This window comes from Odoribacter sp. N54.MGS-14 (assembly GCF_000980295.1).
Lineage (GTDB): Bacteria > Bacteroidota > Bacteroidia > Bacteroidales > Marinifilaceae > Odoribacter > Odoribacter splanchnicus.
Genome location: NZ_LARL01000027.1, coordinates 11,892 through 37,938, shown reverse-complemented (window position 1 = coordinate 37,938; position 26,047 = coordinate 11,892). Strand labels below are relative to the sequence as shown.

The following is a 26,047-nucleotide window of genomic DNA, read 5'->3' as shown; positions in this document are numbered from 1 at the left end:
GTGCTTTTGAAAGAAAATAGTAAAGAATATGAACTTGGGGAAATGACTTTTGAGGAAAAAAGTAGTGATGTTGAAATCCTGCCGAAAAAAATCAGTAAAATAATTGAATCTTTTGAAGATGAGGATGCACTTAAGGGTATAGGAAAAAATATCTATGAATTTTCTTATGATGACAAAGGACGAATTGTATCTTTAAAGGTGACCGAAGACGGAGAAACAGAACCTTATATGTCAACATGTACCTATTCTTCTAACCAATTGATAATTAAAGAAATTGGAGGTAATAAACAGACCGAAACATATACGTTAGAAAACGGGAAAGCCAAGCATTACAAAAAGACCTATCCCATTTATGAAGAATTCGATGAATTTGCCTTCGAATATGGGGGAGATTATTTAAGTCAAATAAAAGGTATTATTGAAAGTGAATATCCGACCACGGAAAATTTTATTTACGTTGGAGGCAAATTGACTCAATATAAATGGATAGATGAGGAATTTGATAATGTATATGCGTTGCTTGATTTTACATATGATCAACAACTTAACAATTTGAATTTAGACTTGTTTGGAATAATTCTTGCGGATTACTTTGAAAATATTGAAGACCTTTTCCTTTATGATATTACCGGAAAACGTTCTGTTTATCTGCCAGAGAAAGTAAAAGTAAGTGGGATAGATGATGAAGATGGAAAATACGAATATTCAGTTTCTTTTAAATATGAAGTAAAAGATAATTACATTACCAAAGCCATTATAGATGAAGATGGGGAAAAATATGAATATGAAATTTTCTATGAAAATTGATTCTTGACCAAACAACCCTCCGGAAACTGATCATCTGTCTTTATTGTGTGTATAAGCGGCTGGTTAGAGCCGCTTATTTTCGTTTCATGTTTCACAAATATGTATAATTAAAAATCCACTCATCTGATTTTTAGATGATTGGATTTTATTTTTGTGGTCCCACTTGGGCTTGAACCAAGGACTCCCTGATTATGAGTCAGGTGCTCTAACCAACTGAGCTATGGGACCTGCATTTTTCATGCACCAAAAAACCGCGAATCTTTTGACGGGTGCAAATATAGGGATAAATTTCTGTTTTATACAAAAGATGTAGGAAAAAAATGTTATTTTCGTTGGATGGAAATGGCTTGGTCGGTGGGTTGGAATGTTTTATCGGGTAGATTTAGAGAACTATGAAAATTTGTTTGCTGGTTATTGGGAAAACAGATGCGGATTATATTCGGGCGGGAATTGAAGAATACGAAAAACGGTTGAGGAAATATGTGGGGTATGAGATGAAAGTCTTGCCGGATGTCAAGAATACCAAACATATGAGTGAGGCATTGCAAAAGGAGAAAGAAGGTTTGTTGCTATTGGAACAATTCTTGCCGACCGATTATGTGATTTTGCTGGATGAACGGGGAAAACAGTACGGTTCCGGCGAATTTTCTGTTTTTCTGGCACAAAAGATGCTGAATGGGATAAAGCGGTTGGTTTTTGTGATCGGAGGGCCTTATGGTTTTTCGGAAGCGGTCTATCGAAAGGCTGATGAGCTGCTGTCTTTATCGAAAATGACTTTCTCGCATCAGATGGTCCGGATGATTTTTGCCGAGCAGATTTATCGGGCGATGACCATTATGAAGGGAGAGCCTTATCATCATGAATAAAACCGGGAAGTAGAATAAATGAGCATATGAAGCGGAAGGCGTTTATCGTTTTGTTTGGTGCTGTGTTGTTGCTGATGGCGACAGCGCTGACGGAATATCTTTTCTATCGGCAGGATGAGAATACCTGGGTGGAACGCTTCGAAAGCCGTTTGCATGAACAGGAACGCAAAGCGGATCATTTATTGGCGACTTTTAGAGACAGCGTAGATATCGACTCCGAGGAATGGGAGGAGGATCTTATCTTTGTCGGGATTCGGGAGGGCAGGGTTTTCTTTTGGACGAACGAAATTATCGGAGATCGGCATTTATCCGAATTGCTGACCAGTGGGAGAAATTTTACGAAGATTGGAAATACCTATTACGAAATCCGGAGGAAAAGATATAAAGATATCGATTATTATGCCTTATTGCGGATCAAAGACGACTATCCCTATACCGGTAAATACATTAAAAATAATTTCGGAAAGTTTCTGAATATTAGTGAAGAGAATATCGGGCAGGTGGAAATCTCTACAGTCACCGTCGAACAGGGACATTTGATCACCGATAAGGATGGTATGGGCTTGTTTTTTATCGTTTATGGCGATCATTACAAAGAACGGGCTTCCAATTATCTGTTGCTTTCTTTCTATCTGCTGTTTTTCCTGAGTTTGTTTTATGTGTACGACCTGGTATTGAAACATACGGATTGCTGGAAAAGACAACTCCTTTATTTTGCCGGATTTATATTACTTCTGGCTGGCTTGCGCTATTTTATGCAAGTCTTTCGTCTGCCTTCTATCATTTATCGCCTGCCGATTTTCGATGAGACATTTTCTAAAAAAATATTCATTACTTCTATCGGTGATTTATTATTGATCACCTTCTGTATTTTTCAGGTTTGTTATATCACTTTGTCGAATATCCGGATTAATTACCAGGATGAGAAACTGTTGCATTATCGTTACCTTTTCACAGGTGGGATTATTTTTCTGATTTTTCTATATGTCGATTTCTTCAATTTTTCTATCGATCTGGTGGTGGAAAATATGGATATTCATTTGAATATCGCGCAGTTGGTACATGTGGGGCTCTCTTCTATTCTTTCGTTTGTCGCGATTATTATGGGAGGATTGGTGATTGTGATCACTATCTATGGCGCTGTTTCTGTTTTCTGGCACATGATGTCGTTCATAACGGTGATTAAAGTCGTCACTTATATGTGTGTCCTGTTGAGTCTGGTCAGTTATATGTTCAGTTTATATACGAACTTCTGGGATTGTTTTTTTATCTGGATCGTTACGGTTTTACTGGCTATTAACAGGTATTTATTGAAGCGGGATATACAAAGAAGTATTTATATCCTTGTCATATTTTTATTGTCTATCTATGTGGTGATGGTGACTAAAAAATATGAAAGCTATAAAGAACAACGCCAGCGCATGAACTATGCCACCGAGCTGATAGAAGAAAGGGATTATAATTTCGAAAAGCGGTTGGTGGAGATCGATCGGGCCATACGCGGTTCGGAGGAACTGAAAGGATGGATCGAGGTTGGTGAGGAACAGGAGGCAGAAGCTTTGTTGAGTGGAGAGCTATTGGATTTGAGAGGATATAATTATTCTTGCGAAATCACTTTTTGCCGTGCCGGTGACAGTCTTTGGCTGACCGATACCCGCGAACAATGGGGATGCCGGGAGTATTTCGAATGGATTATACATAAAAACGGGCACCGGATCGACGACTCCGGTTTCTATTCCATCGGTGTTTTCGATGGATATGTCACTTATATCGGGCGATATCGTTTCGGGGAAGTCAATCTTTATCTCCGTTTCGATGCAGTTAAGGATGACGAAGGCGTAGGGTATCCGCAAATCCTGTCCCGTAAATCTGCCGATGGGAAAGAGGACGGTTATTTTTACTCTTATGCTAAATATAGCTACGGGGAGTTGGTGTCTTCTTCGGGAAATTTTGTGTATTATAAAAAATTATCGGCATTCGGTAAAGATGCCCGTAATTTCGACCTGTTCAATAAAGACAAATATTCGCATATGCTGATTCCTGTGGACAACAATAGTACTTTGGTCATCAGTTTGCATGAGAATACTTTCGCTCTTTATTACATGAATGTGTTGTATGCTTTCTTCGTTTGTATATTGATTTCTTCCTATGGTTTGTTTTTTAATGTCAACCGGAATATCAATTTCAGGCGAGGTACATTGAGGGCCCGGATAAAAAACAGTATTATATCTTTGATTTTTATCCTTTTTGTTATCCTGACAGCCTTGAGTATTTATATGAATACTGTGAGTTTTAAAGGGCGGCATAATGCTAAGGCGATCGAATTGCTGAAATATGTTAATAAAGAATTGGAACGCCTGCCTTGTGTGGATGCCCGTAAATGTCCCGAAGTTACGGTCCGGCTATCCGATATGTCCGAGTTATTGCTGATCGATATCAATATTTACTCCAGACAAGGGAAATTGATAGCTACTTCGCGCCCGGAAATTTTTGAATATGGATTCGAGGGTACTTTGGTTGATCCCGAAGCCTTGAAACAGATCGAAAAGCTCGGGGTGACCAGTTATATCGCAAACGGGAAAGTGGGCGAACTGACTTATATGTCGGCTTATATGCCGCTGGTATTGGACAATGGAAAATCCTATATACTGAATATTCCTTATTTCGCTCAAAATGATGAACTGAATCTGGATATTATTATTATGGTAGTCATCATGGTGAATATTGCTATTGTGATGATGGTCTTGGCCTTTATTTTATCCGGTTTGGTGGCGGAACGTGTTACCCGGCCTTTACAGATGCTGAACGATAAATTGAAGAAAATGCATGTCGGAGGGAAAAATGAGAAAATTGTTTATAACCATGCCGATGAAGTCGGCCGCTTGGTGGAAGAATATAACAATATGGTGGATAAGCTGGATGAAAGTATTGTGCAGCTGGCAAAATCGGAAAGAGAGAGTGCTTGGCGTGAAATGGCGCGGCAGATTGCTCATGAAATTAAAAATCCGCTGACTCCGATGAAGTTGAATATCCAGTTTATGCTGCGTTCTTTGCAGATGGAAGATACGGAGAAGTTTAAGGAACGTTTCAGAGCCGTTTCCGGCATGTTGATCGAGCAAATCGATAATATGGCTGCCATTGCTTCTGCTTTCTCTGATTTTGCCAAGATGTCCGAGGCACATAATGAGACTTTCGAAGTAGATGAGTTGGTGCGCAACTGCTCGTTGCTTTTCAAAAATAATACAGAAGAATTGGAATGTGATGTGGAGGAAGGGATCCGGATATTGGCCGACAGGGAACAGATGAGGCGGGTGTTGATCAACCTGTTGAAAAACGCAGAACAGAGTATCCCCGAAGACCGGCAGGGAGTTATCAGGATCACAGTCCGTAAAAAAGAGGGGAAAGTGGAAATCCGTATCCGCGATAATGGGCAAGGCATACCGGAAAATCTTCGGGAGAAAATCTTTCAGCCGAATTTTACCACCAAATCCAGTGGCATGGGATTGGGGTTGGCTATCTGTAAACGGATTATCGAAAGTATGGGCGGAGAGATCGGTTTTGTGAGCGAAGTAGGGATCGGTACGGAATTTTTCATTATATTGGATATTGTAAGAGCATAATTTCAAATTGGTATCGTCTATGATTTGGGTGTGGATTTTGATTGGATTTGTCGTGGGGGAAGGGAGTATAGCCGGAGTGTGGTATTGGATGAAGAAAAAACGGAAACGGCAAAAGGAAGTTCAGGATAAAGGCAGGGTAGTGATTCCGCTCCGGGATATGGTACAGTTGGCTAATATCAATACGGCGATGGATGTCGGTTATCTGATGCTGGAGTATAAAATAAATTTGAAAATTCCCGAGTTTTATGACAAGTATATGAATCTGGTCAAGAAGCAGAAAGAATTGTATTTTAGGGAACTGATCGAGATTTTTAGTCACAATAAAAAAGAATATGTCCGGGATTTATTGGATAAATACGCCGGATTTTCTACTCAGGATGTGTTGTTATTACTGATGTGTGAAATGCAATTGGATAATAAAACCATGGCTCGGATTATGGGGCTGACTTTGGAAACCCTGAAAAAACGCAAAACCCGGATGCGGATAAAAATGCGGACGGCCTCTCCTGTCACTTTATAGGCAGGAGTTGCCGGATACGGGTTGCGATGGTTTCCGGGCGGATATCTACCATACATTGTTGATAAACACCTTTTTTACATTTCCCGCTTCCATCTTTCGTACATGGCCGGCACGACAAGGCGGTCTCGAATATCTCGGCGGTCGGACCGGTGGGAAAACCGAAAGCGGTCGGGCCGATAAGGGCCAGCGTCGGGATTCGGAAGAGATCGGCGGCATGCATGAAACCGGTGTCGGCGCTGACGACGATATGGGAACGGTGAATGAGGTAGCAGGATTCCAATAAAGTTGTTTTACCTGCCAGGTTTTCTACCCGTTCAGGAGCTTCGGTCCTGATTTCTTCGCAGAAGGTATCGCCCGGACCCGCCAGGATCAGAAAGTGATATTCCGATAGTAAGGTGATCAGCTTTTTCCAATGTTCGACCGGCCATCTTTTCTTTATCCAGTTGGCAGAAGGGACAAGGGTAATCGTATGGGCCTGTATACGGGAATTCAGCTTTTCCGGGAAATTTTCCGGGAAATACCAGTCGTCATAAGTATCCGGGAAACGGTCGATCCCCCATTTTAAAAGTGGTTTCCGGTAAGAAACGACACCCCGGAAAGGCCAGGGAAACCGGTTGATACCCCAATTGAAAAGTAAAAACCTTTTCCAGCGTTCTTTGCTACGCAGGGTGAAATGCGGACCTTTGCTCCACCAGGGTAATAATTTTAGTCTTAAGATATTAGACCGGATATTACTATGGGCGTCATAAATATAATCGTAATGCTCCTCCCGGAGTTGCCGGGCGATTTTTAACAGGCCTTTAAGGCCGAGTGCTTTATCGAAAGCCCATATCTTACCGATGCGCTTGTCCATGGCCAGGAAAGAAGACATATCTTTTCGGGCGATCCAATGGATTTCTGCATCGGGAAAGTGTTCTCGGATACCGTCGATGATTCCCATACATTGAATGATATCGCCTATCGAGCTAAAACGGATGATCAGAAATTTGGGCATAGTTAATCGTTATTAAGAATGAGCGAACATAAAGTACGGATGCCGGTTTCCAGTGCAGTTAAGTCCGGGAAGAATTCGGGTGTATGCAGTTTCCCCGCCGGGTGGGTAGTCGAACTTACGCCCAAGCGGATGAATGTTGCAGGGAGGAGCTGACTGTAACGGGCGAAATCTTCTGTGGTCATGCGCCGGCCCAACCGGATTACCTGCTTTTCTCCGAATTCTGTTTTTAATATGCCGATCGCTTGCTCTGCTTTTTCCGGTTGGTTATAGAGGCAGGGATAGCCATCGGTTATTTCTATCGCCGGTTGGGCTCCCATACTTTCGGCAATAGCTGTGGTTATCCGGCGGATACGGGTTTTAGCCTCCTGGCGCCAGGTTTCGTCGAAAGTGCGGAAAGTCCCTTCTAGCCGGACTTCTTTGGGGATGATGTTCATCATGCTGTGGCATCTGAAATTACCGAAAGTCAGGACGGTAGGAAGGAAGGGGGAGGCATTCCGGCTGGTAATCTGCTGGAGAGCCACGACGATATGGGAAGCGATCAGGATCAGGTCTGTCGAGTGGTCGGGTAAGGCCGCGTGTCCGCCCGGACCTTGCAAGGTGATGGATATCTCATCTCCCGAGGCCATATATTGACCCGGACAGATACCGAGTTGGCCGACCGGAAGGTCCGGTTCTGCATGTAAAGCGATGATCCACTCCGGAAGGTGGGTTTGAAAAAAAACATTTCCGATGATATCCCGGGCTCCGCCGGGCAAAACCTCTTCTCCGTGTTGGAAGATGAACATCAGGTTAAAGGGCAGTGACCGGGTGGCCAGTATTTCTGCCGTTCCCAATAAGACGGCCGTGTGCAGATCGTGCCCACAGGCATGCATAATGCCCGGCTTACGGGAAATAAGAGGATGATCTTCCTTTTCGGAGATCGGCAGGGCGTCGAAGTCTGCCCGTAAGGCAATTGTCCGGGAAGTGTCTCTACCGGGCAGAAAACCGATGATCCCTGTCGGGCCTGCATCGGTATATTGAATTTGCAGCCGATCGAGAATACGGCGGATATAGGCTGCAGTTTGTTCTTCTGCAAAGCTTAGTTCCGGATGTTCGTGCAAATAGGTATAATGCATTCGGGCATTCGTGAGCAGCTCAGGGGGTATATTTATCATAAAGCTTTATTTACAATTCAAACTATATTTTCAGGTGGTTTTGAGCTAACGAAGTTAAAATTTATTCTTGAATCATCGAAATCCTCGGTAAAAAGAATTATTTTCGTACTCCGAATTCATAAAAGAAAAGAGAATTTGATGTATGTATATTTTTGAGTGAGTGTATGTTGTTTTATGCTAATTTTTGTGATATGAAAGTGCTTTTATCGATTGTTTTTCTGTTTGCCTCTTTGGCAACTTTTTCGCAAGCAGTGATCAACTTCAGTAACCGGGCACATGATTTCGGGACGATTAAGGAAGTGAATGGAGCTGTTTCTTATGATTTTGAGTTTGTGAATGCCGGGACTGCTCCGATATTGATCAAAAATGTAGAATCTTCGTGTGGCTGTACTTCTCCGCAGTGGAGTAAACAACCGGTTTTACCCGGACAGAAAGGGTTTGTGAAGGCTACTTTCGATCCGAAAGACCGGCCGGGATTTTTCGATAAGACAATAACGGTATATTCGAATGCTAAACCGACCGTAGTGGAACTGAAGATTAAAGGTACAGTCGAGGGGAAAGCCCGGACAGTGCTCGATGATTATCCTTATGAGCTGGCTTCCGGTTTACGTTTGCCTTTGGAGCATATCTCTTTGATGAAAGTGCACAAAGGAGAGGTAAAAAGTATGTCTGTGGGAGTTTTCAACAATGCCGGTAAATCAGTTGCCGTTTCTTTTACGGACTTACCGGCTTATATTAAAATGGCTATCGAGCCTCAGCCTATTCCCGATAAAGGGAAAGCGACGATCAAGGCGGCCTATAATACGGCGATGAACGGTGAATATGGATTGAATAAAGAGCAGGTGACGATGGTGGTCGAGGGGAAAAAATACACCTTGCCGGTTTCGGTCTTCATCGAAGAAGACTTTAAAAATATCGATCCGGCGACAGCCCCTCGGATTGAAGCGGACAAACGATATCATAACTTCGGGCATACTCCTGCTGCTCAAGTGGTTTCCTGTACTTATCAGATAAAAAATACCGGCCAAACTCCTTTGACGATTCATCGTATATATTCCAACGATGAGCGGGTAACTGTCGAAATGACCCGGAAGGAACTGAAACCGGGAGAAGCGGCTGCTTTGAAGGTGAATACGAAATCAGGAGCCGATGCCGGGAAGGTGACTTGTTTAATCAGTGTGATTAGTAATGCACCTGCCAATCCTGAGTTGACTTTACGTTTTTACGGAAATATCGATTGAAATTATTAATATATTAGTTATGAGAAAACAAATCCCCAACCTGATCACTTGTATGAATGTTATTTCCGGTACGCTGGCTATCTTTCTGGCTATGTACGGACTGTTGACCGCTGCTGCTATCCTGATCCTGGTGGGGATGGTTTTCGATTTTTTCGACGGGATGACCGCCCGTCTGTTGCATGTCAAGTCGGAGATAGGGAAAGAACTCGATTCGCTGGCCGATATGGTCAGTTTCGGGGTTGCTCCTGCTATTCTGGCGTATTTTCTGATCGTTAGAGAATTACCGGGAGGTGATTTCCTGCATTTTGCCACCTGGACGCTGGGACAGCAGATTACAGCTGTCATGCCGGTCGTGATCGCTCCTTTCTCGGCTTACCGCTTGGCTAAATTTAATCTCGATGTACGTCAGGCCACTTCGTTTATCGGTATGCCTACGCCTGCTAATGCATTGTTTTGGGTATGCCTGGTTTTCGGAAGTTATTATACTCCGGAACTCTATATGACCTTGTTCGGAAAGCCGGGGGTATTGGCAAGCAGTGCCTTTATCCTGTCTATTCTTTTGATCAGTGAATTACCGATGTTTTCGTTGAAGATTTCGGGATTCGGCTGGCGGGAGAATAAGATTCGTTATTGCTATTTTATATGTTTGATTATATCGGCAGGTATTTGGGGAAAGGGGATTCTCATTTTTATCATCCCCCTATATATCCTTTTTTCTGTCGTAGAGGCTTTGATAAAAATTACCACTTCAAATCGTTGACCGGATCGTAGTCAACGTAGTCTTGCGAAGGGGAAATTACTTTGTTACAAGTGATTTTTCCGGATGCAGATGACTGAATAGCAGGAATGACCGGTTGTACGCCGGAACTATTCACATCCCGGTTCGGATCGGAAGCCGTGTGGAAGAAATCCAGTTGGGTAATGATGACGATACCTGCGATAGCTGTCGCTCCTAGAGCATATTTCAAAAGACGGTGCAGAATATTACCGGAAGATTCTAAATTGATATATTTGGGAATATCCGGGTTTTGGGTTGACCTGCTGGTACCCGATACGGCGGGTTTTATTTTATCGGATAAACCGACCTTCACCACTGGAAGTGGCTCCATTCCTAAGGTTTCTGCAAAAAAATTATGTTTTCCGGGTTCGAAAATGATATTAAAACGGCGGTCTGTAAAAAATACACCGATGTCTCCGAAAGCGATCCGTTGTCGTTGGTTTAGCCGAATTTTCAGGTCTTCGCAGAAAAGCATCAGCTGGGAAGTAGCCTTCTCATAGCTGATATTTTCTTTGCCGGCAATCCAACTGACCAACAATCCGTCATTGTGGGTCAGGTTACGGTTGAATAAAATATCCTTAGAGGGTGGGCAAATCAAACCACTCTCGTCGTCGATATAAGCACTTTTATAGTTGCAGATAAATCCCCCGAAGTCCGGAATGATTACGCAATCGTGTAAAAATAGCAAATCGGATATGTATTCAATAAATTTATGCATAGTACAAAAGTAAGAAAAAAACGGATATCCGCCAATAACCCGAAAAAATTAATTTCACCCTGTTGAAGCGACCAATTTTAATATTTTATTACTTACTTTGCATGAAATACAGAATAAAACAATAAATTTTTAGCCTTATGAAGATTTTTGTAACAGGGGGGACCGGCTATATCGGTTCGCATACCGTGGTGGAGTTGCAACAGAATGGATATGATGTCGTTATTGTGGATAATTTGTGTAATTCCAATATCGGCGTATTAGACGGAATTGAAAAGATTACAGGCATCCGGCCTGAGTTTGAACAGATCGATCTGACAGAAGGAGAACAGGTGCGCGATTTCTTTCGCCGGCATCAGGATATAAAAGCGGTTATCCATTTTGCCGCTTTGAAGGCTGTGGGCGAATCGGTGCAGAAACCTTTGGAATATTACCGGAATAACCTGAATTCATTAATGAACGTCATTGCCGGAATGCGTGAGTTCGGAGTAAAGAATCTCGTCTTCTCCTCTTCCTGTACGGTGTATGGACAAGCCGATGTTTTGCCGGTTACCGAACAAACACCCCGTAAACAAGCCGAATCTCCTTATGGAAATACAAAAGCGATGTGTGAAGATATTATGCGGGACTTTGCGAAAGTAGAGTCTGGCATGAACTTATTGGCACTGCGTTATTTCAATCCGATCGGTGCTCATCCTTCTGCTCTGATCGGGGAATTGCCTAACGGTGTACCGAATAACCTGATTCCTTTCCTGACCCAGACGGTGGCAGGTATCCGTCCGCAATTGAGTGTCTTCGGGGATGATTACAATACGCCCGACGGTTCTCCGATCCGGGATTATATCGATGTGGTCGATTTGGCGAAAGCTCACGTTGTGGCTATCCGGCGTTTACTCGACGGAAAAAATAAAGCCAATTACGAATATTTCAATATCGGAACAGGAAACGGGCTTTCGGTATTGGGTTTGATCAAAGCTTTTGAAAAAGCTACCGGCGAAAAAGTAAACTACAAAATCGTAGGACGACGGGCCGGAGATATCGAGAAAGTATGGGCAGATACTACCCTGGCTAATCAGGAATTGGGATGGAAAGCCGAAGTTCCTATCGAAGAAACTCTGGCCAATGCCTGGAAATGGCAACAAGCGTTGATGAAGAAATAAAAAGAAGGTAAAAATGGGGAAACGATCGTTTCCCTATTTTTATAACTGATAAAATTATTTTTTTGCCGGACTTTCCAGAATCTGATCGAAGAAGGTGGCGTAATTTTCGATGTATTCTTCCGGAGTGGTATATTCTGTCACCGGTTTACCGCTTTGTGTCGCATAAGCCTTTAGTTCCGGATCGACATTAGAGCTATTGAAAATAATTCCATCCGAATAATCGAAAGCCAGTTTATTGACGTTCGTATGGGTCGGTTCGCTCAGGATACGTACATCTTCCGAAGTAATATTTTCACTCAATACTTTCTTTTGAAAATCCTGGTCTAAGGTGCCACCGAACTGGTCATTATAGGTAGAATATACTACTTTAGAATGAGCGAATATCGGATCTTCGTTGTATTCCTTTTTCAGATACAGAGGCACTAAAGCGGTGAACCAGCCCTGGCAATAGATCAGGTCCGGAGCCCATCTTAATTTTTTTACCGTTTCGAATACTCCTCTGGTAAAAAAGATCGCCCGTTCGTCATTGTCCGGGAAGAAAGACCCTTTTTCATCGGTAATCACATGTTTCCGTTGAAAATAGTCTTCATTGTCGATAAAATATACCTGCATCCGGGCAGATTGGATAGAGGCTACCTTGATAATCAACGGGTGGTCTGTGTCATTGATGATCAAATTCATTCCCGACAGGCGAATCACTTCGTGAAGCTGGTTACGTCTTTCGTTAATACATCCATAACGCGGCATGAATGTCCTGATTTCTTTGCCTTTTTCCTGAATCCCCTGAGGTAAGTAACGGCCGATATGGGCCATTTCCGATTCAGGTAAATAAGGCATGATCTCTTGAGATATAAAAAGAATCTTTTTCTTCGCCATAACTACTTTTTCCCAAAAACCTTACAAAGGTAGTCATTTTTGTTCACAAATCAAAAAGCGTTTGGCTAAATTTGAATTTGTACTCTTTTGTAAATGAAAGAGAAGACGGTATTGTTTTTTTGTTTATATTTGGAAAAAGTAAAATAAATCATGGCAGCTCATAATGATTTGGGGCGGAAAGGAGAGGAGAAGGCGGTTGAATATTTGGTGCGGGAGGGGTATGTTGTTTTAGAACGCAACTGGAGGTTAAAACACCGGGAATTGGATGTTATTTGCCTGAAAGGGGATCTGTTGGTGGTTGTAGAGGTGAAAACCCGTGATTTGCCGGAAGAACATCCCGAGGAACTGTTGGATTACCGCAAGAGAAGAAATATCCGTATAGCGACGGATGCCTATATTAAAGCGAAAGGGATTCGGGCTGAGGTGCGCTTCGATTTGATTTTGGTGATCGGGCCTGATTTAAAGATTGAACATGTAAAGGAAGCGATTCAGGTGTTTGAATAGAAAGAATAACGATTTAATGAAGGATTCGTTAAAAAGATAAGGATTGGATTAGACTAATTTCAGTAATAATATAAAAAGAATGTGTTATGGCGACAATGAAAGCAAAATATTTGGGACAACTCCGCGTGGAGTGTGAACATGTGGCGAGCGGTACGAAGATGATGACCGACGCTCCGGTCGATAATTGTGGTAAAGGGGAAGCTTTTTCACCCACCGATTTGTGTGCTGCTGCTTTAGGTTCTTGTATATTGACTACCATGGGGATTTATGCCGGTCAGCATAACATCGATCTGGAAGGTACAGAGATGGAGATAACGAAGACTATGGGGACAGAGCCCCGGCGTATTGTAAGAATCGGAATCGATATTTTTATGCCTGCGAAAGCTTATTCTGCCAAAGACCGGATTGTTTTGGAGCGGGTGGCACAGACTTGTCCCGTTTATTATAGTCTGAACGAACATTTGGAAAAGTCGGTTCGTTTTCATTGGTCGGTATAGTTGTTGAGTCGTCGGCTCGATTATTCAAATAAGTAAACGTATGGTTTTTGTGACAGGTGCAACCGGATTATTGGGTAGCCATTTATTGTATTTTTTGGCTGTTTCAGGCCATTCGGTTTCGGCATTGCGTAGAAAACAGAGCCGGCTGGAAGATTCCCGGGCTGTATTTTTACAGTATCCTGATGGTGAAAAATATTGGAACACGATCAATTGGGTCGAAGGGGATGTGGTGCAAAAGGAGGGGCTGGCCGAATATGTCCGGCGGGCTGACTATGTTTATCACTGTGCTGCTGTGGTGTCTTTTTCGGGGACGGATCGGATGCATCTGATGAATACCAACCTGCAAGGGACTGAAAACGTGGCGGCTCTGTGTCTGGAATATCAGGTGAGGCTTTGTTATGTCAGTTCGATCGCAGCCCTTGGTGATGCCCGGCAACCGGAAGATTTGATCGACGAGGATACACCTGTTATCGCCGGTAGAGAGCATTCGGTTTATTCTCAAAGTAAAACGGCTGCTGAAAAACTGATCCGGAAATATATCGGTTATGGATTGAATGCAGTTATCGTATGTCCGTCGGTGATTCTGGGGGCGGGTATGTGGCATCGCAGTAGTGCACGATTGTTTTTTACCGCTGCTAAAGGAATTCCTTTTTATACGCGGGGCATGACCGGATATGTGGATGTCCGGGATGTGTGCGAATTGATGATCCGGTTGTGTGAAGATCCTTTGGTGAGTGGGGAACGTTTTGTGTTGAATGGAGGAAATTATACTTATCAGGAACTTTTTACAGCTATAGCCCGGGTGAATGGAGTACAGCCTCCCTGGTGGAATCTTGCACCCTGGATGACCGAACTGGTATGGAGGATGCTGGCCTGTTGGGGATACCTTTCCGGATCTAAGCCTGCTTTTACCCGTGAGACTGCCCGGTCGTCTCAACATTGTTCACGATATTCGAACGCCAGGATACTCAGCCTTTATCCGGATTTTCATTTCTATCCTCTGGTAGAGACGGTAGATCATATGCGGCTGATGTGGATCTCAGCATCTGCAGATCCGAAGCATAAATGAAAAATCGGGTTGGCTTTCTAAACTTTATGAACTTTCTAAACTATTTCTTACTTTTGTGCCAAATCATAAAAAAGGGTAAATGAATCATCCGTTATTAGAAAAATTAGAGACTTATTATATCCGTTTTAAGGAGATCGGACAGTTGATCACCGATCCTGAAGTGATTCAGGACATGGAGCGCTATGTGAGGTTGACCAAGGAGTATAAGGAGTTGGAGACAATCACCCGAACTGCCGATAAGTTTAAGGCGGCCCTGCTTAGTGTCGAGGAATCGAAAGATATTCTGCTGCACGAAGAGGATAAAGAACTTCGCGAAATGGCTGAAATGGAGATCGAAGAGCTGGAAGATAAATTGCCGGGTATGGAGCAGGAATTGAAGTTGTTGCTGGTACCCGCAGATCCGGACGATAGTAAGAATGTTATACTCGAGATCCGGGGAGGAACGGGAGGAGATGAAGCCTGTCTGTTTGCCGGCGATCTATTCCGGATGTACGCAAAATTCTGTGAACGTAAAGGGTGGAAAGTCGAGGTGACCAATGCCAATGAAGGGACTGCCGGAGGATACAAAGAAATCGTGGCCAGTGTTACCGGTAAAGGTGTGTACGGCATTATGAAATATGAATCGGGAGTGCACCGGGTGCAACGGGTTCCTGCTACGGAGACACAGGGACGGGTGCATACTTCGGCAGCTACCGTGGCGGTATTGCCCGAAGCCGAGGCTTTTGAAGTGGAAATCAACGAGGGGGCGATCAAATGGGATACTTTCCGTTCGGGAGGAGCAGGAGGACAGAATGTGAATAAAGTGGAATCCGGTGTCCGGCTGCGGTATGTCTGGCAAAATCCCAATACCGGTGTGGCCGAAGAAATCCTGATCGAATGTACCGAAACCCGGGATCAACCGAAGAATAAAGAAAGGGCACTTTCCCGTTTGCGTACTTTTATCTATGATAAAGAACATCAGAAATACATCGACGACATTTCGGCTAAACGCAAGACGATGGTCAGTACAGGTGACCGTTCTGCTAAAATCCGTACCTATAATTATCCGCAAGGACGGGTAACCGATCACCGGATCAACTTTACACTTTATAATTTACAGGCTGTGATGGACGGCGAAATCGACGAGATTATCGAAAAACTGCAGATCGAAGAAAATACCGAGCGTTTGAAAGAAAGCGGACTGTAGAAATGTACGATTTATCATTTACAATTAAATCATATGGATTATAATCAATTATTTGAACAGATAAAGGCAAAGAAATCCTTCCTTTGTGTCGGCTTAGACTCGGATATCGCTAAGATTCCCCCGCATTTGCTACAGTTGGAAGATCCTGTTTTTGAATTTAATAAAGCCGTTATCGATGCGACGGCCGAGGTGGCTATCGCCTATAAACCCAATATCGCTTTTTATGAAAGCCGGGGTGTCGAAGGATGGAAAAGTCTGGAGAAGACTATACACTATATCCGGACGAGTTACCCGGATATTTTTACTATTGCGGATGCTAAGCGGGGGGATATCGGAAATACTTCGCAGATGTATGCCAAAGCTTTTCTGGAAACTCTTGCTTTCGATTCGATCACGGTGGCTCCCTATATGGGAGAAGATTCGGTGACTCCTTTCCTGCAATATGAGGGAAAGTGGGTTGTACTTCTGGCCTTGACTTCCAATAAAGGAGCTTATGACTTCCAGTTTTTTGAAAGCGAAGGGATGAAATTGTATGAAAAGGTACTCGAAAAATCACAGGACTGGGGGAATGCCCGGAATATGATGTACGTTGTCGGAGCGACAAAAGCCGAGATGCTGGCCGGAATCCGCCGGATCGTGCCCGATCATTTTCTGTTGGTGCCGGGAGTCGGAGCTCAGGGCGGAAGTCTCGAAGAAGTGGCAAAATATGGAATGAATGCACATTGTGGTTTGATTGTCAACTCTTCCCGGGGCATTATTTTTGCCGACCGTACAGAAAATTTTGCCGTACGTGCACGGGAAGAAGCGTTTAAACTGCAAAAAGATATGGAGCGGTTGTTAGTGGAAGGGAAAGTATTATAGGCTGGTTCCTTTTGTCATAGTCGGGTGAACCTTGAGTTCGGTCTGGCAAAAAACTCCGGATTCTCGGCAGAGAAGCTGAATCGGAAAACTAAAGTTTTACCGGTAGAACTAAAAGTTCGTTCGGCTATGATAAAGTGAATTTTTTCTGACAAAAAGTTTCGGGAACGTTTCTGGAATTATAATACTTTGGATATAAATTCTGTAAATCCTTCTTCTTTGTCCGATTTTACTAATTTATAGTGTCTTTGTAAATTAACCGGGGCATTGGCTACCAAATAGGCTTCGGCACAAATATCCAGAAAATCGATATCATTATAATCATTGCCTAGTCCGGCAACCTCTTTACAATTGATATTCAGTTTTTTTAAAAGAGTTTGACAGCTATTGCCTTTATGGATACCGCCGGCAAAAATTTCCAGCCAGATCGCCCGGTTGTCTAAAGGCGAAGTGGAGCGTACTACGGAATAACCGGCTAAATCCGAACGGATTTTTTCTAGTAACCGTAATTGCAGGGCATCGAGAATCATCACGAATTGGGTGGCTTTACCCTGTATGCCGGCCGGTGATTCTATCGGGCTTCCGAAAGGCCGGTAGGTGGCCAGGCGTTTTTGGTAATCGGGATGTATCGGGTAAAGGGTTGTGTAATAAAAATAATGGTTATCCGGGATTTCCCGTTGGATGGTGAAATTGATATTATATTCCCAAAGATAAGAGGCTATTTCCCGGGTCTCGGACATACTGAGGTGATGAGCCGACAGCAATCGGCGATCGCTCCAACGTAGTGTACCGGCACCGGAAGAGAAAACCAGATAATCTATCGGAAAACCGGCAGGTAATATTTTGAGGGCGGAATACAGGTTGCGGCCTGTGGCAATGATCCGGATACATCCTTTATTCCCGGCTAGCCGGAAGGCTTCCAGGGTATCGGCACTGATGCTCCCGCCTCTGGGAAGAAGTGTACCGTCCAGATCGGTAATAATCGCTTTGATCATCCGGGCAATAGTTCGTAAGTGAAATAGGGCAGGGATTCGTTCAGGTAGTGAAGCACTTTTTCCTGGTTCATCCCGTCTAAGGGATTGTGGGCATATCCGAAGGTCGCCTTGATTCCCATGTTGATGAAGTGTACAGCCCGTTCGATCGCTTCGGGTAAACTGTCGCCGTTGAGCAGACAACCGGTGATGACGCTCGCGAAAGCATCACCGGTACCCGGATAACTGGCTGCAACGTAATCGCTGCTCACCCGCCACAGGCGTTCGTCGTTCTTATTATAAGCGAGCGTAGCCACTTTTTTTTCATTTCCCGACGGAGCCGAAGTGATGATAACATATTCCGGCCCGAGTTTACTGAGGGCTTTACACCATTCGATCGCTTCGGCCGGGGGGGTGTGAGGAGATGGCGCCGTATCTAAAAGAAAGGCCGCTTCCGTCAGGTTGGGTGTGATCACATTCGCTTTTTTACACAGTTCGCGCATCCCTGTTATCATGCCGGTATCCATCCCCGGATAGAGTTTACCGTGGTCTCCTAAAACAGGATCGACTAAGATGAAATTGTCGTCCTGACTGAAATCATCGAAAAATCCGGATACGATATTCATTTGTTTTTCCGATGCCAGATAACCCGAATACAAAGCATCGAAATGTAAGTCCAGTTCTTTCCAATGATCGATGATCCCCTGCATCTGGTCGGTCAGATCGAAGCTACGGAAATCTTTGTATTCGCTGTGGGCGGATAAAATAGCCGTGGGGAGAGGGCAAACCTGATACCCCATATAAGAAAGAATGGGGATGGCGACTGTCAGGGAGGCCCGGCCATAACCTGACAAATCGTGTATTGCGGCAATTTTTTTCATAGTCGAGAATATCTGTTTGTGCAAAAGTAGGATAAATAAGTCGAAAGTCCATAAGGTTTATGAACTCCCTGAACCTTGTGGGCTTTTTTTAAACTTTATAAACTAAGTATATCCGGGATTTTGGCTCCACCGGACTGAAGATCCGTTCCGCAATTTTGTGTAGACTCTCGATAATTGAAGTGTTTGTGTGTAATTTTGAGGGGTATGTGTAAAAATATAGTATTATTTTCTATTTTTGCCCCTGAAAAATAATGGTGTTATATAAAAAATTAATCTTTTATCGATTGTATGGCAAAAATAAGATTCTCGGCATTAGAAGAGCTGGCTCATCGGAAACCTTTAGAAGTCCCAAAACGGCGACGGGTATCTGAAATTTTCGGATGTGATGTACTTACCATAGAGAAAATGCGTCAGTATTTGTCTATAGAAGCTTTCAAGAAATTGGAAAAGGTGATGATAGAAGGTGGGACGATAGACAGGGGACTGGCCGATCAGGTTGCTGCAGCGATGAAAGCCTGGGCTGTAGAAAAGGGAGCAACCCATTACACTCACTGGTTTCATCCCCTGAACGGAGCTACGGCAGAAAAACACGATGGGTTTATCGATTTGCAAAAAAACGGAAGTATGATAGAAGCCTTCGACGGCCGGATGCTGGTACAGCAAGAGCCCGATGCATCGAGTTTTCCGAACGGCGGTATCCGGAATACTTTTGAAGCCAGAGGATATACCGCCTGGGATCCGGGATCTCCTGCTTTCATCAACAACAACACCTTGTGTATACCGACGGTATTCGTGGCTTATACGGGCGAAGCCCTGGATTATAAAACGCCGATGTTGAAGGCCTTGGCGTTGATCGACAAGGCAGCTGTCGGCATTTGCCAGTATTTCGATAAAGATGTGGAAAAAGTGACGGCAACCTTGGGATGGGAACAGGAATATTTTCTGGTCGACGAAGCCTTGTTCAATGCCCGGCCTGACCTGAAATTGTGCGGCCGTACTTTGATGGGCCATTCGGCAGCTAAAGATCAGCAGCTGGAAGATCATTATTTCGGGGCTATTCCCGAGCGGGTAAATGCTTTTATGGATGAACTCGAATACGAGTGCCATCGGCTGGGCATTCCGGCAAAAACCCGTCACAATGAATGTGCTCCGAATCAGTTCGAACTGGCACCGATTTTCGAGGAAGCGAACCTGGCTGTGGATCATAATCAGTTATTGATGTCTACGATGAAGCGGATTGCCAAACATCATAAGTTCCGGGTATTGTTGCATGAAAAACCTTATAAAGGAATCAACGGTTCGGGTAAACACAACAATTGGTCTTTACTGACGGATACCGGAGTGAATTTGTTGTCTCCGGGGAAGAACCCGAAGTCCAATATGCAATTCCTCGTTTTCTTGGTCGCTACTACAAAAGCTGTATTGGAACAGGAGGCCTTGTTTAAAGCTTGTATCGTTTCTTTGGGAAATGAGCGCCGTTTGGGAGGGGATGAGGCACCACCGGTGATTATGTCCGTATTCCTGGGACAGCAGCTCGATTCTATTCTGGACGAAATCGAACAGAAAGTGAGCAGTAAGAAGATGAGTCCTGATGAAAAGACCGAATTGAAGTTGAATGTCGGTAAAATTCCTGAAATCATGCGGGACAATACCGACCGCAACCGTACTTCTCCTTTTGCTTTTACCGGTAACCGTTTCGAATTCAGAGCGGTAGGTGCTTCTGCCAATTGTGGTGCAGCGATGATCGTACTCAATACCGCTGTGGCTGAACAATTGATTGCTTTTAAGAAAGAAGCCGATGCATTGATCGATAGAGGGGTGAAAAAAGACGAAGCGATTTTTCAGGTCTTGAGAAAGTATATCATTGCTTGTAAAAAAATCCGTTTTGAAGGTAACGGATATAGTAAAGAATGGCAGGAAGAAGCTCAAAGGAGAGGGTTGTCGGTCGATAGTGATTGCGTGGGGGCGCTCAAAGCTTACTTGGCTCCGAAAGCCAGAAAATTGTTCGTAGAGAACGGGATCTTTACCGAACGTGAACTGGAAGCCCGTTTTGAAATCAAGAACGAGATCTATCTGAAAAAACTACAGATCGAATCCCGGGTATTGGGGGATCTGGCCTTGAATCATATTATCCCGACAGCGATTACTTATCAAAATACCCTGATCGAGAATGTGAAAGGGTTGAAAGAGATCCTGCCGGATGTATATAATGAAGTGGGCGAAGTGCAGTTGAAAGCGATTAAAGAGATTTCTACCCATATCAAAGAGATCCGTACTTTGGTCGACGAAATGACCGAAGCCCGTAAAGTGGCTAACAATTCTATTTCGAATGAAGTGGAAAGGGCTCAGGTTTATTCTGCTACGGTTTTACCGTATCTGGATAAAATCCGTTATCACATCGATAAGCTGGAACTACTCGTCGACGATGAGATCTGGCCCTTACCGAAATACCGGGAATTACTTTTCTTTAAATAGAAAAAGGGATCGGGTACGGTATCATTCGTCTGACCGATGGAATAAACCGCCGATTTGTCCAAAACTTCGGGCAAGTCAGCGGTTTTCTCTATATTCTGGTGTAGTTGAGCGATATTATTTTTCCCACCAGACTTTGGTGTTGATATCGTCAGGTCCTCCCAGCGATTTTACTGCGGCCTCGTAATTGGTTTTATTGGTTTGTTGGAGGGTGGCCGGATAGTTGAACCGTACGGGGACCATTTTGTTGTTATCCATGCCTGCTCCGGGTTTCATTTCCGGGAGACCTGTACGGCGGTATTCGAACCAGGCCTGATAATCACAGAAGAAAGCGGCCAGGTGTTTTTGAAGTAGTATCCGTTCGAGTGTCCCGTCGTATGTGGCTTTGGGGTTGTCGAAATAGTCTCCGGGGACTACCCCTCCCCATTGTTCGATTATCGCTTCTACGGCTTTCCGGTAGTGGGGGGCTGCCTGGTCTGTGATCAGTCCCCGCCAGGCCATTTCAGCTTTGATGAATTCAACTTCGGCATAAGTCATAAAAAGCACTTTCATCGGTGCCGTACCTAATGTTGCATTAATATTGGAAGCATTGTAATCGAATCGTTCGGTGGCAGCAAATCCGCTCGGATAACCTTTATAACCGATCTTCTCCTGGCTACCGTCGTTTTTGGTGGCTTCATCCATAAAAATAGGAAGACGCGGATCGTTCAACTCCACCAGTGTATTTACAAAAAAGGAAGCCATCGCTTTATTGGAACGAAAATCTTCGAGCCGGCTAATGGGTGAGTCGTACGGCGAGATGCCGGATATCGGCAATAAAGCTCCGTCTGCATTGTTTTCAAATACCGGATACTTTACCGGATTTCCGATCATCTCCGCTAATTTGGCCAGACTGTTCATCTCCGAACGTTTCGAAAGCCTCAGTAAACTTCGCATGTGCAGCGAATTGGCGAATTTTCTCCATTTCCTGACATCCCCGTCGTATAATAAATCGGTAGAAGATAAACTTTCGGATTCATCGAAAAGTGAATTTGCCGTTTCCAGATCACTTAATACCTGTTCGTAGACTTTTTGCTGGGTATCGAACTTCGGAGTTAAGATTCCTTCGTCTCCCCGGCAAGCTTCAGTCATCGGAACATCTCCGAAGCAGTCGGTCAGATTGGCATATACCCAGGCTCTCAAGGTCAAGGCTACCGCCTGATAATTTTTACTTTCTGCACCGACGGCCAATTCATACATTTCTTTGATATTGGTCAGCTGGAGATAATAAGTATTCCAGGTAGAATTTCCGGCATTCTGTAAATCCGCATAACGATGTACTCCGCCGGTAGTACTGGTGGTGACCATAAACTGCATCAAATGATGGGTAAAACTATGGGCCCGGTTATAATTGAAATTGGCTAAATCGTAAAGGGTGGGCGTCATCAGAGTCGAAGGGTCGATTTTTTCCAGTCGGTTGGGATCGGTATTGATCTCGTCGAAGTTTTGGGTACAAGCAGTCCATCCGGTTGCCAATAGCAATAGGCCTATTATTTTTTTTCGTAACATAAATCTATTTTTAAAATATTAACGAACGATGATCAGAATTTCAGTGTCAGATTAAAGCCCATGGTTCGGGTAGAAGGTAATTGCCCCATTTCCGAACCCGGAACGATGGTACCGTTATTCAGGGTTGCGACTTCCGGATCGTATACCGGGAAATCTTTTGTCCACATGGCCAGATTACGCCCGTACAAGGCGAGGGTCAGGCGTTCGATACCGATCTTATTCAACCCCGCCGAGGGAATCGTATATTCGATACGGGCTTCCCGGAGCTTCAGGAAAGAAGCGTCGAAAGAGTTGGTCTCTACATTGGCACGCCTCCAATAATCGGCGTAGTATTTGGATACAGAGATCGGTACATTGTTGGGTACATACTGCCCCCGTTCATCGAGCATCACACCTTCACCGACGACTTCAAAATTGGGGTTTTCCCGGTATTTCAGGGTATGTTTCAATGTTCCGTGTTCGGTCATTTTATGGTGAGTCTGGGAATAAACGATACCTCCCCATTGACCGTCGAACAATATGCTTACCCGGAAATTTTTGTAAGAAAACTCGTTCGAGAAACCGGCTTTCCAGGCGGGATAGGCATTCCCTACATATTCGAATTCGGTTGTCCGGGCCGTGATCCCGTCTTTCCAAACAACTTGTCCGTCAGGGGCCCGTTTTAGTTTATAACCGTAAATATCACCGATAGAACCACCTACTTTTGCAATCAGGGCACAATTAGTACCTCCTGTATAAGCAATGGTCTGTCCATCGGTCAAACCGGCTGCCAGGGACAATACCTTGTTGTAATTTTTCGCCCAGGTAAAAGTTGAATTCCAGGTGAAATTTTTTGTTTTTACCGGGGTTCCGTCCAGTTGTAGTTCGATACCGCGGTTGCGCACTTTCCCGGAGTTCATCGTTGCTTTGGTATAACCGGTCGTTTGATCCATCGGTACGTCGAGAATCTGATTCCGGGTGATATTGTTATAAAAGGCCAGATCTAGTCCGAAACGCTGCTTGAACATCCGCCAATCCAATCCGACCTCTATGCTATTGGAGATTTCGGGTTTGAATCTGGCGTTGTAAAGCGTGGGAGATACGGAAGCCGATCCCGGAAAGGCAGAGGTATTATAATATTTGGCTGTTTTATAGGGGTCGGTATCATTTCCTACCTGTGCCCAGGAAGCTCTCAACTTGGCAAACGATATTTGTTCGGGTAGGCGGAATAGGTCTGAAAGTATAAAACTCGTACTCACAGAAGGATAGAAAAAAGAGTTGTTGCCGGAGGGGAGCGTACTCGACCAGTCGTTACGTCCGGTTACATCCAGAAAGATCTTATTGGCATACGATAAGGTGGCTGTGCCGTACACACTATTTACCCGTTTGTTTCTTTCCGTAAAGGTGGTGATTGGGGCAGCGACTCCGTTACTCAGTTTATAAACTCCCGGAGTGATCAGGTCTTTTACGTAAGCCTGTTGCATTTTGTATTTATTGTCCATCCGGTTGGCTCCTACCGATACACTCAGATTGAAACTGTTACTCAATTGGTTCCGGTAGGTAAGTAGAACGTCCGTATTGTTTTCGTAGCCGAATACATCTTGTTGCTGGTAATATCCTTTTGGGAAATTCTTCAGACCATAAGGACGGATCATTTCGCGGGTATCGAAACTCAGGTCGATACCGGAACGGATCATCAATTCCCATTTCGGTGAAAATTCATAGATGATCGAACCGGTTGCGACAACACCGTGTTTTTCCATCGGATTCAAACATTCGTAGGCGATAACGTAAGGATTGTCCAACCAGGGACTGAACGGACGCAATATTTCCCGTCCTTCTTTCCCTTTTACCCAGCGTTGTTGGTACCAGCGGACATCGACGCTCGGATTGGTCAGGATCATAAAATAAGGGATGGAGGAGTTGTTATATCCCGTTGCCGGCAGATTGTCGCTTTGCCGTTTGACATAATTGACCTTGGCAGAAACTCTTAACTTATTGGTTACCTGGTTTTGGAAAGAACCCGATACGGCGATCCGGTTAAAACCCGTGTTCGGCATGATCCACTCATTTTGGGTATAAGTAAGCGATAGGCGAACGGCACTTTTTTCCGACGAACCGTCGATCGCAATACTGTTGACGAGTGTATAACCTGTTTGCCAGAATGCTTTACGATGATTTCTCTTCACCCATGGGGTACGGACCGTACCCATCTGTTGGGTTTCGGGGTCGTATTGATAATAGAGCGAACCGTCCAGTTTAGGCCCGAACGAAAGAGCTACATTGCCTGAAGCGGCTCCGTCTTCAGAATCTCCGTAAGAGTAATACAGTTTGCCCGAAGCATTGGTCTTTAAATCACCTTGACCGTATTCTTCCTGAAATTCAGGCCAGTGTAATACCCGGTCGAAACTGGAGTTGGAATTAAAAGTCACTCCCAGGTATTTTTTCTTTTTATTCACGCCTGATTTCGTCGTCACGAGCATCACCCCATTGGCTGCCCGGCTTCCGTATAAAGCAGCTGCGGTAGCTCCTTTCAGCACCTGGATACTGGCGATATCATCCGGATTGATGTCGGCTATGCCATTCCCGTAATCTACCGGTACGTCACCACCACCTCCGGCTCCGTAGGAGTTCGAACCATCACCTGTCATCTGACTGTTTAAAGGCACTCCGTCCAATACGATCAAGGCATTGTTGCCGTCGATATTTAAAGAAGCATCCCCGCGTAAAGTAATCCGGGCGGAGGAGATCGGACCGGAAGAAGTCGACAGGATATTTGCTCCGGCTACTTTTCCGACCAATGCAGAAGCCCAGTTGGTCGGTGTCGCATCGGACATCATCTTTTCAGTAACGGTTTGGGTGGAATAGCCCAGGCCTTTTTCTTCTCTCTTAATCCCTAAAGCTGTGACTACTACGCCTTCCAATTCTTGCCGTTCTTCTTCCAGGGTAACATCGATCACTGTTTTGCCGTTCCATTTCAATTCCTGTGTTTTAAAGCCTAAAAAGCTGAAAACGAGCACAGCGTCTTTATCTGCTTGCCCCATAGATAAAGAATAAGTCCCGTCATTTTGTGTTACCACTCCCAGCGTTGTTCCTTTTATCAGGACGGCCACCCCGGGCATCGGACTTCCCTGCACATCTTTGACGGTGCCCGATAACACCATATCTTGCCCGAAACCTAACTTACAGGTAAGACATAAGACCCATAAAGTCGTAAAAATTCGTTTTGTCATACTGATTTTACACCTACTTTTCATAGTAATTTTAATTATTTTTTACAGGTGTAAAAGTATATTCAAGAAAAAACGGAATCATTACAAAAAAGTGAAGATTCCGTTAACCCGTCACGAC

21 protein-coding genes and 1 tRNA gene are annotated in these 26,047 nt (G+C 44.2%); 13 read left to right on the top strand and 9 right to left on the bottom strand.

The window, feature by feature from the left end; all coding sequences use genetic code 11:
• Window positions 1-807, top strand: an 807-nt coding sequence (locus WS42_RS07475) for a hypothetical protein (protein ID WP_286728429.1), incomplete at its 5' end; no start/stop codon positions are given.
• A 154-nt stretch (window positions 808-961) separates the two neighbouring features.
• On the opposite strand, the gene WS42_RS07470 is transcribed toward WS42_RS07475, so the two are convergent.
• Window positions 962-1,035: transfer RNA gene (locus WS42_RS07470), tRNA-Ile, on the bottom strand.
• Window positions 1,036-1,199: 164 nt separating this feature from the next.
• Here WS42_RS07470 and rlmH point away from each other — a divergent pair.
• From rlmH to WS42_RS07455, 3 genes are read left to right on the top strand one after another with little or no spacing between them, the layout of a single operon-like run.
• On the top strand, window positions 1,200-1,673 hold the full coding sequence (rlmH, locus tag WS42_RS07465) for a 23S rRNA (pseudouridine(1915)-N(3))-methyltransferase RlmH (protein ID WP_046450929.1): 474 nt from the start codon (window positions 1,200-1,202) through the stop codon (window positions 1,671-1,673).
• A gap of 26 nt (window positions 1,674-1,699) precedes the next feature.
• The gene (locus tag WS42_RS07460) at window positions 1,700-5,293 is read left to right on the top strand and encodes a sensor histidine kinase (RefSeq protein WP_046450928.1); all 3,594 of its coding nucleotides are present in this window, start codon (window positions 1,700-1,702) and stop codon (window positions 5,291-5,293) included.
• A 19-nt stretch (window positions 5,294-5,312) separates the two neighbouring features.
• Window positions 5,313-5,813 (top strand): hypothetical protein, encoded by a 501-nt coding sequence (locus WS42_RS07455; protein ID WP_046450927.1) that lies wholly within the window; start codon window positions 5,313-5,315, stop codon window positions 5,811-5,813.
• Here WS42_RS07455 and WS42_RS07450 read toward each other — a convergent pair.
• Together WS42_RS07450 and WS42_RS07445 are read right to left on the bottom strand one after the other, a co-directional pair.
• Entirely contained in the window at window positions 5,803-6,807 is a 1,005-nt protein-coding gene (locus WS42_RS07450) for a glycosyltransferase family 9 protein (RefSeq protein WP_022161193.1), read from the bottom strand. The genes WS42_RS07455 and WS42_RS07450 overlap by 11 nt on opposite strands.
• 2 nt (window positions 6,808-6,809) lie before the next feature.
• Window positions 6,810-7,961: a M20 metallopeptidase family protein gene (locus WS42_RS07445; protein ID WP_046450926.1), complete on the bottom strand. Its 1,152-nt coding sequence runs from the start codon at window positions 7,959-7,961 to the stop codon at window positions 6,810-6,812.
• Window positions 7,962-8,152: 191 nt separating this feature from the next.
• On the opposite strand from WS42_RS07445, the gene WS42_RS07440 reads away from it, so the two are divergent.
• Window positions 8,153-9,202 (top strand): DUF1573 domain-containing protein, encoded by a 1,050-nt coding sequence (locus tag WS42_RS07440; protein ID WP_182321373.1) that lies wholly within the window; start codon window positions 8,153-8,155, stop codon window positions 9,200-9,202.
• A 19-nt stretch (window positions 9,203-9,221) separates the two neighbouring features.
• The gene (gene pssA, locus WS42_RS07435) at window positions 9,222-9,962 is read left to right on the top strand and encodes a CDP-diacylglycerol--serine O-phosphatidyltransferase (protein ID WP_046405824.1); all 741 of its coding nucleotides are present in this window, start codon (window positions 9,222-9,224) and stop codon (window positions 9,960-9,962) included.
• On the opposite strand, the gene WS42_RS07430 is transcribed toward pssA, so the two are convergent.
• Complete coding sequence (locus WS42_RS07430) at window positions 9,943-10,698, bottom strand: HU domain-containing protein (protein ID WP_046404310.1); 756 nt, start codon at window positions 10,696-10,698, stop codon at window positions 9,943-9,945. The two genes, pssA and WS42_RS07430, sit on opposite strands and share 20 nt — an antisense overlap.
• Window positions 10,699-10,835: 137 nt before the next feature.
• On the opposite strand from WS42_RS07430, the gene galE reads away from it, so the two are divergent.
• On the top strand, window positions 10,836-11,855 hold the full coding sequence (gene galE / locus WS42_RS07425) for a UDP-glucose 4-epimerase GalE (RefSeq protein ID WP_013613284.1): 1,020 nt from the start codon (window positions 10,836-10,838) through the stop codon (window positions 11,853-11,855).
• A 54-nt stretch (window positions 11,856-11,909) separates the two neighbouring features.
• Here the strand turns inward: galE and WS42_RS07420 are convergent, their stop codons facing one another.
• Window positions 11,910-12,731 carry a glycogen/starch synthase gene (locus WS42_RS07420; protein ID WP_013613285.1) on the bottom strand — a complete coding sequence of 274 codons (822 nt, stop codon included), beginning with the start codon at window positions 12,729-12,731 and terminating at the stop codon, window positions 11,910-11,912.
• A 150-nt stretch (window positions 12,732-12,881) separates the two neighbouring features.
• Between WS42_RS07420 and WS42_RS07415 the strand changes: the two genes are divergently transcribed.
• The 5 genes from WS42_RS07415 (at window position 12,882) to pyrF (ending at window position 16,848) form a co-directional block, all read left to right on the top strand.
• Entirely contained in the window at window positions 12,882-13,235 is a 354-nt protein-coding gene (locus WS42_RS07415) for a YraN family protein (protein ID WP_013613286.1), read from the top strand.
• An 86-nt stretch (window positions 13,236-13,321) separates the two neighbouring features.
• The gene (locus tag WS42_RS07410; protein WP_046404312.1) at window positions 13,322-13,732 is read left to right on the top strand and encodes an OsmC family protein; all 411 of its coding nucleotides are present in this window, start codon (window positions 13,322-13,324) and stop codon (window positions 13,730-13,732) included.
• 40 nt (window positions 13,733-13,772) lie between these two features.
• Window positions 13,773-14,801, top strand: coding sequence for an NAD-dependent epimerase/dehydratase family protein (locus WS42_RS07405; protein ID WP_022161187.1), 1,029 nt, complete (start codon window positions 13,773-13,775; stop codon window positions 14,799-14,801).
• A gap of 79 nt (window positions 14,802-14,880) precedes the next feature.
• On the top strand, window positions 14,881-15,987 hold the full coding sequence (gene prfA, locus WS42_RS07400; protein WP_013613289.1) for a peptide chain release factor 1: 1,107 nt from the start codon (window positions 14,881-14,883) through the stop codon (window positions 15,985-15,987).
• A 33-nt stretch (window positions 15,988-16,020) separates the two neighbouring features.
• Window positions 16,021-16,848, top strand: coding sequence for an orotidine-5'-phosphate decarboxylase (gene pyrF / locus WS42_RS07395; RefSeq protein WP_013613290.1), 828 nt, complete (start codon window positions 16,021-16,023; stop codon window positions 16,846-16,848).
• Between the two features lie 176 nt (window positions 16,849-17,024).
• Here the strand turns inward: pyrF and WS42_RS07390 are convergent, their stop codons facing one another.
• Complete coding sequence (locus WS42_RS07390; protein ID WP_046450924.1) at window positions 17,025-17,840, bottom strand: HAD family hydrolase; 816 nt, start codon at window positions 17,838-17,840, stop codon at window positions 17,025-17,027.
• Window positions 17,837-18,697, bottom strand: a complete 861-nt coding sequence (locus WS42_RS07385) for a pyridoxamine kinase (protein WP_022161185.1) — start codon at window positions 18,695-18,697, stop codon at window positions 17,837-17,839. Before WS42_RS07385 ends, WS42_RS07390 begins: the two co-directional genes overlap by 4 nt.
• Before the next feature lie 288 nt (window positions 18,698-18,985).
• On the opposite strand from WS42_RS07385, the gene WS42_RS07380 reads away from it, so the two are divergent.
• The gene (locus WS42_RS07380) at window positions 18,986-21,172 is read left to right on the top strand and encodes a glutamine synthetase III family protein (RefSeq protein WP_013613293.1); all 2,187 of its coding nucleotides are present in this window, start codon (window positions 18,986-18,988) and stop codon (window positions 21,170-21,172) included.
• A gap of 114 nt (window positions 21,173-21,286) precedes the next feature.
• Here WS42_RS07380 and WS42_RS07375 read toward each other — a convergent pair whose 3' ends face one another.
• Both WS42_RS07375 and WS42_RS07370 read right to left on the bottom strand, forming a co-directional pair.
• Complete coding sequence (locus WS42_RS07375) at window positions 21,287-22,717, bottom strand: SusD/RagB family nutrient-binding outer membrane lipoprotein (protein WP_013613303.1); 1,431 nt, start codon at window positions 22,715-22,717, stop codon at window positions 21,287-21,289.
• 32 nt (window positions 22,718-22,749) lie between these two features.
• Entirely contained in the window at window positions 22,750-25,953 is a 3,204-nt protein-coding gene (locus WS42_RS07370) for a SusC/RagA family TonB-linked outer membrane protein (RefSeq protein WP_046450923.1), read from the bottom strand.
• Between the last annotated feature and the right edge of the window lie 94 nt (window positions 25,954-26,047).